Source organism: Pseudoalteromonas sp. Angola-30, assembly GCF_028599215.1.
GTDB classification, from domain to species: Bacteria; Pseudomonadota; Gammaproteobacteria; order Enterobacterales; family Alteromonadaceae; genus Pseudoalteromonas; species Pseudoalteromonas atlantica.
In genome coordinates this window covers 150,425-156,623 of the sequence record NZ_JAQREI010000008.1, presented here as the reverse complement: position 1 = coordinate 156,623, position 6,199 = coordinate 150,425, and the positions used below count along the sequence as shown (strand labels likewise).

The window sequence follows — 6,199 nt, the reverse complement described above, 5'->3', positions numbered from 1 at the left end:
AGATGTGTATAGGAGACACCAGTAGAGCAAAGGCGAACAAACCTCGCATCACTGCCTTCTTTAGGGTTTCGGCCATGAGCCACAATAGCGCTGTATGATGTACCTGCAGGGTGAGAAAACTGCTGACCTAAAAACGTATCAAGTGCACGAGGACTAATGCCCTTTTTTACACCGGCTTTAACTAAAGCTGCTTGAGCTGCCTCCATAGAGAGTAATGCGCCGCCTTTGGCCGTGGTAAGCGTTGCCTCTGCAACCATGTTTTTTTCATCAACGTTAATAACAATGCTCGCGTCCGTGGCTTTGGCAATTACTAATGATTCTTGCTGATAATTTTTACTCGGTGAAAATAACTTACCAATATTGCTAGAGAGTACTTCAAACTCGCAATAATCTGACTGTTCAAGCAGCTCAATAAGTTGAGCACTCGTCACCGGAAATCCATTATCAATAGGGTGTGCAGATAACGCCAGCTCGCCCGTTTGTTCATTAAATAAAAAAACCGACATTTATAAATTCCCTACGTAATATGCCTGTTATTATGATTATTACTTTTACTACTAAAGCCTTATAGCTAGTGTAAAATTTAACTCCTTATTTGAGCACAACTTGACCGGTATGTTAAGTAAATGTTCAGTATTTGTTTGCTTTTTTACAAACTTGTGCTTGTTTACTGTTCAGTTGATTCAGTTAGCTAAAATAAAAGTGTCACACCCCTTGAGTATCAGTCGTTTACTCAGTTATACTGCCCTCACTGAAAGAAATTCATATTTCAGGGGCTGATTAGGATTCGACGGAATTCAAGAAGCCTGAGGTGCATGTCGAGGTGCGGTTTGCCTCGTAAAAAAGCCGCAATTTAAAGTAATCGCAAACGACGATAACTACTCTCTAGCAGCTTAGGCTGGCTAGCGCTCCTTCCATGTATTCTTGTGGACTGGATTTTGGAGTGTCACCCTAACACCTGATCGCGACGGAAACCCTGGCCGGGGTTGAAGCGTTAAAACTAAGCGGCCTCGCCTTTATCTACCGTGTTTGTCCGGGATTTAAAGGTTAACTAAATGACAATACTAAACATGTAGTACCGACGGTCGAGGCTTTTCGGACGGGGGTTCAAATCCCCCCAGCTCCACCAATACAGGTATTTAAGTTCGTTACTTAAAAACCATAAAAAACCGCCAATTTGAGCAATCAAGTTGGCGGTTTTTTTATGGCTTTAATTTATTCTGTGCTTGTAGTGGCTAGCTTCATTTTTATCGACCTTACTTTCATTTTAATACTAATAATAATAAGCGTTAAAAACGACATTAAGCTAATTAGTAGAGTTAAATCTAATATCGGTGACTTGGCGAGTTGTGTGTTTGTAGGCGTGACGGGCAAAGCGTCAGGCTTATTTTGTTGTTGCCTAATGTAGCTTTGGCTTATCCAATCAACGGCGTTGATCCATTGAATTTTATCAGGGTTATCATTACCAAGCTTGCTCATTACATGGGCGTCGTTATTAAGCGATTTAGCAAGGTTAATTAACTGCTCCCAAAATACATGTTCAGTGCCTAGCGCATCTATTTCTTGTAGGTGCTGCTTTAACCTTTCTGCGCCCATACTGTTTATATTTGGTTGCTTTAGAATTTTTGCGTAACTGTTTATATGCGTTGAAAAACGAGCAAAATAGCTATCAATTTTTTGCTGCGCCCCTTGGTTAAGCTCATCTGTGTTGTGGGTGTTAGGCAAGGTGACTTCTGGGTGCTTTTTTTGATTTGCTAAGTACTGCTTATAATGAACGTAATTTAATGTTGTTGAGGGCGAAGCTGATGAGCTGTCTATCATACTCATTTTAAGTGTGTTAAAGCTTATTACTGCTGAGCAAATAAGGCAGATGAATAATAAGCTATAACAAAAAAACAATGCGCTTTGCAGTGCTAATTTGGGCAAGGCGGTTGGGCTATTTACGCCGGACTTTTTAATGCTGGTTATTGTATTAGCTATGTTTTTTACCGCAGGCTCATTGTGAGCAACAACCAGTTTAGTACCCGCGGCACTTTGGGTTGCCCTTACACTTGCGTGCGGTTCTACTTTGGTGATTAAACCAAAACTTTTTAGTTTAGATTCTGTTTTAACTGCATCAATACTCGATAGGTCTTTTACGAGTGCGTAGGCTCGGCCATCAAATAATTTTACAGCGACATTATGAGGAATTTTTAAAAACTGACAAAGTTGCTCTTGTACGGTACTAATGTCAGCATTTTGGTGTAACTGACCATTAAAAATAATTTTAAATGAGGCGCTCACGCTATGTCCTTATTCGTGCAACTTCCATTGAGGAATTTTTATTATTGTTTTAACACGCTGTTAATTTACCAGATAAAATAAGGGGTTTCTAGTATTCAGCCTTATTAAACTAGTAAAAAAGCCTGAACAAAATTTACTCTGTTGAGTTTTTAACGCATTGTTTTGTCGTGATTTTAGTGGAAGTGCTTGTTTTTCATGTTGTTTTATTAGGAACGCGGTGTGTAGGCTTTTATAAAGCGATTTAAACGTGTTGTTTACATTTAATAAATATAGTGAAGCAAGGGAGGGCGCGTGCGATTTAGCATTTAAATACGTTGCCCTTTGCAAGGAGTTTACAAAGGGCAACCAGAGTGTTTATTTTACAGCTGCTTTAATGGGCGTTTCGCCATCAAATAGTTCAAAAACGCGGTTGCCATTAAATGCGTTAGTAGCAATATGTAATAGGGCATTGGCAACGTTTTCGCGGCTAATTTTAGCTTTAGAACGATCGTTTGGACGCTCGGTGGTTACTTTCATTGAGGCGCTTTCATCGGTCAGCCCACCTGGGCGCACTATGGTGTAGTTTAAGCCACTGTTGATAAGGTGCTCATCGGCCATATGTTTGGCAACTAAGTAAGGTTTTAAGTCGCTTTCAATTGAGTCTGGATCGTCAGCGCCAATCGAGCTAATCATAATAAAATGCTTTACGCCATGCTCTTTAGCATACGTTGCTGCTTTGGTGGCTGCCCATAAATCAATAAGCACGGTTTTATCTGTGCCTGTACTTCCGCCCGAGCCAGCAGCAAAAATAACTTGATCGCAATCTTTTAACGCACCAGAAAAATCTCCTTCGAGATCTTGCTCCACAATGCTTAAAAATGGACTATCTAAATCATCTAACTTACTTTTATCACGCACTAATGCAGATACATTTTGCTCATTGTTTAAAAGCAACTTGGTTGCCATTTTACCAATTTGTCCGCTAGCGCCAATAATTAGGGTCTTACTCATAATTAATTCCTTCTCAATTTAGTGTAAAGGTATTTAGTACAAATAGACCTTGGGGTAGGCATTCGTTTTTAAAGGGTAAAATGCTGTTTTTCTCTACAAAGTGGTTATTTAAAAGTAAATAAAAATTGAGTCTGAACTGAGCATGAAAATTAGCCGCTTTTTACTGTGTTTATTCAATCATTATGCTGACTTCGGTAACATAATTATGATGGTATAAACTGATGCGAACAGCATGGTTTTGGTAGTTATAGTAAAGGGTGCGGTAGTTATTATCACCTTTGCTGTTAATGGGGTCACCAAGGGCCTGCTGATAAAATTTAGAAATAGCATCAATAGAAGCAGCTAAATACCCTGTTCTAACCAGCGGGTATTCGCCAGTTACATCCATGGTAGTGATGAATTCTTCAGGTAAGGGGATGGCGGTTACGTCTTGGCTAAATGTGTTAAACGATAAAGCGGCGAGTAATGTTACAGCACAGGTTAAAGCTTTCATTGTTATCCTTTTATTGATACCCATCCGCATTCATACATATGGTGCGCATTGGTTATATAATACCAGTGCGCAATAATACTTGATCATTTTGCGGTGCTAACCGTGTCGCTACCTGTTTTAAAAAATTCTTATTTAGAACAACTAAATAGCGAACTTTTTACCTAGCTATCAACACGTTTTTCCAGCCTCAAAATTGATCACTTAATTAAGCGGATTGGTATAAATTCCTTTTATGGTTATTATTTTACGCAAAAAATGAATGATGTCATTTAAATTTTATTTCGTATTAAATCACGCACTATAAAACGCGCAGGGTGAATGGCCTGGCTTACACGCTCGCTGAGTGGGCGAGGTTCATTATTTAACGTGCTAATAAAGTGCTCGCTTAATAACGGTGCGCTGCATAATGCACGCGCTCCAAACCCGGTAAAAATATGTAAGCCTTGTTGTGGCTTGCATAGAGGTGAGTATTGATAGCGTTTACCTAGGCGTAAATTAGCAAAGGCGGTGCTGTAATCGCTTTGCTCACACCATTGTCCTGCCATTGGTAAGTGATCTATAAACGTGCAGCGCACAGCTGCTTTAGCACAGGTGATGTTACCTAATGTGGTGGCAAAGTCGCTTTGATGGTAAAAGCTAAGTAGTTGCTCATGGTTTAGCTGGTTGTCTTTTTCTGTAACGACGCGACTTTTTGTGTTTTTTTCAAATGTAGCGCCCATACAGTGTTTACCTAAATAGGCGGGGGTAAAATAACCTTTATGGCACAACACGGTTTTAAGCTGCTTAGATTGTTCACTCGCTTGAATATGCGATACTTGACCACGTACCCCTACAATAGGTAATGCGTTTGTTTGTTCAAACGCATCGCTATGCTCACCTGCACATATTATTACATCACTAAAAGGGCCATATTGGGTATGCTTGTGGGTTAAATACCAGCCTGCATCGGTTTTAGTAAGCTGCTGTATATGGCAATTAAAATAGCTATTAATAGGGTTAAGGCTATTGGCCGCTTTTAGCATTGCCTCAACTAGCTGGGGTGGGTTTACCCAACCGCCTTGCTCAAAATAAACGCCGGGGTAGCCGGTTTTTACGCCTGCCAGTTTATCTCCTTGCTCTACAGTTACATTGCGCATTAAGGCTTGAGGCCATAACTGTTTTTGTTCTAAATTTTGATGTTTATCGGCAAGAGGCTTTTTAACCGCATGTTGCAGTACACCGCACCAGCTATAATCAAAATTAAAGCCGTTTTTTAGTAGTTGCTGGTAACTGCGCTTAGCGTATAAAAAACTGTGCGCAAATAATTCACTATGAGGTGAATTTTTAGCTTGCAGATGGGGGTAAACCGCGCCTTGTACGTTATGTGAAGCGCCCATAGCTGGTTTTTCATCTTGGCAAAATAGGCTACTTTTAATGCCACGCTTAGCCAAACTGTGCAAAATACAGCTACTCGCAATCCCGCCGCCAATTACAGCAACATGTTCTAGTTTGGCAGGGGGTTGATCAAAGTACGGGGGCGATGACTGTGCACTATTAGCGTGTGCTAATTTGCCTATCAGCATTTCGCGTTTACGGCCAAAGCCTTTCGCTTTTTGCATGCTAAAGCCTGCAGCTATTAAGCCTCGGCGTACAAAGCCTGCAGCGGTAAATGTGGCAAGTGTTGCATGCTTGCGCGATATATCAACCATGGCATTAAACACACTTTGTTGCCACATGTCAGGGTTTTTACTCGGTGCAAAGCCATCTAAAAACCACGCATCGACCACCCCTGATTGCGGGTAGCTCATTGCATTTATTGAATCAAGCACGTCGCCAAAATACAAATCAAGAATAACCTGGCCGTTATTAAATTCTATGCGATGACAGCCGCCTAAGTTTATAGGGTAGTGCGTTATTAATTCATCACTAAGCTTGTTTAATGTTGGCCACGCTTGCAGTGCTTTTTTTAGATCATCAGCATTAAGCGGGTATTTTTCAAACGAAATAAAATGCAATCGCTTAACCCGTTTGTCTACTTGATTTTGAACTTGTTGATTGGCAAGGTGGTCATTAAAGTGTTGCCATGCATTTAAAAAATTTAAACCAGTACCAAAACCGGTTTCGGCAATAACAAAATGCGTTTGGTCATGATTTTGTAACCGCGCCTGTATATTGTTTTGTTGATAAAACACGTAATGCGATTCAGTAAGGCCGTCGTCATTAGAAAAATAAACATCGTCAAAGTTATCGGCTACTGGTGTGCCTACTTCATTAAAGTGTATTTGGGCGTTTTTTATCATGACTTATTAAATTTTTAGACAGTATTTTTTAATTATTTTACGGGTTTTCTTTGAAATAGTCTGGCGTTATTTATAAGCTATTAAATTCAGAGTACAGGTGTACGCTAGAAAGCTGACCACTTAACACCAAAAAACAGCGTAAAATACACAGTAA

5 protein-coding genes and 1 other RNA gene are annotated in these 6,199 nt (G+C 40.1%); 1 reads left to right on the top strand and 5 read right to left on the bottom strand.

The window, feature by feature from the left end; genetic code table 11:
- On the bottom strand, nt 1-506 hold a 506-nt coding region (locus PSH54_RS12295), incomplete at its 3' end, for a flagellar assembly protein A (RefSeq protein WP_273606245.1).
- 266 nt (nt 507-772) lie between these two features.
- On the opposite strand from PSH54_RS12295, the gene ssrA reads away from it, so the two are divergent.
- Nucleotides 773-1,129: a transfer-messenger RNA gene (ssrA, locus tag PSH54_RS12290) on the top strand.
- Nucleotides 1,130-1,215: 86 nt separating this feature from the next.
- On the opposite strand, the gene PSH54_RS12285 is transcribed toward ssrA, so the two are convergent.
- The 4 genes from PSH54_RS12285 to mnmC form a co-directional block, all read right to left on the bottom strand.
- A complete protein-coding gene (locus tag PSH54_RS12285) occupies nt 1,216-2,283 on the bottom strand; it encodes a hypothetical protein (RefSeq protein WP_273606244.1) in 1,068 nt (355 codons plus the stop codon).
- A 354-nt stretch (nt 2,284-2,637) separates the two neighbouring features.
- Nucleotides 2,638-3,273 carry an NAD(P)-binding oxidoreductase gene (locus tag PSH54_RS12280; protein ID WP_054983048.1) on the bottom strand — a complete coding sequence of 212 codons (636 nt, stop codon included), beginning with the start codon at nt 3,271-3,273 and terminating at the stop codon, nt 2,638-2,640.
- Nucleotides 3,274-3,442: 169 nt separating this feature from the next.
- Entirely contained in the window at nt 3,443-3,766 is a 324-nt protein-coding gene (locus PSH54_RS12275; protein WP_273606243.1) for a hypothetical protein, read from the bottom strand.
- 269 nt (nt 3,767-4,035) lie between these two features.
- Nucleotides 4,036-6,045 carry a bifunctional tRNA (5-methylaminomethyl-2-thiouridine)(34)-methyltransferase MnmD/FAD-dependent 5-carboxymethylaminomethyl-2-thiouridine(34) oxidoreductase MnmC gene (mnmC, locus tag PSH54_RS12270; protein ID WP_273606242.1) on the bottom strand — a complete coding sequence of 670 codons (2,010 nt, stop codon included), beginning with the start codon at nt 6,043-6,045 and terminating at the stop codon, nt 4,036-4,038.
- Nucleotides 6,046-6,199 lie beyond the last annotated feature (154 nt).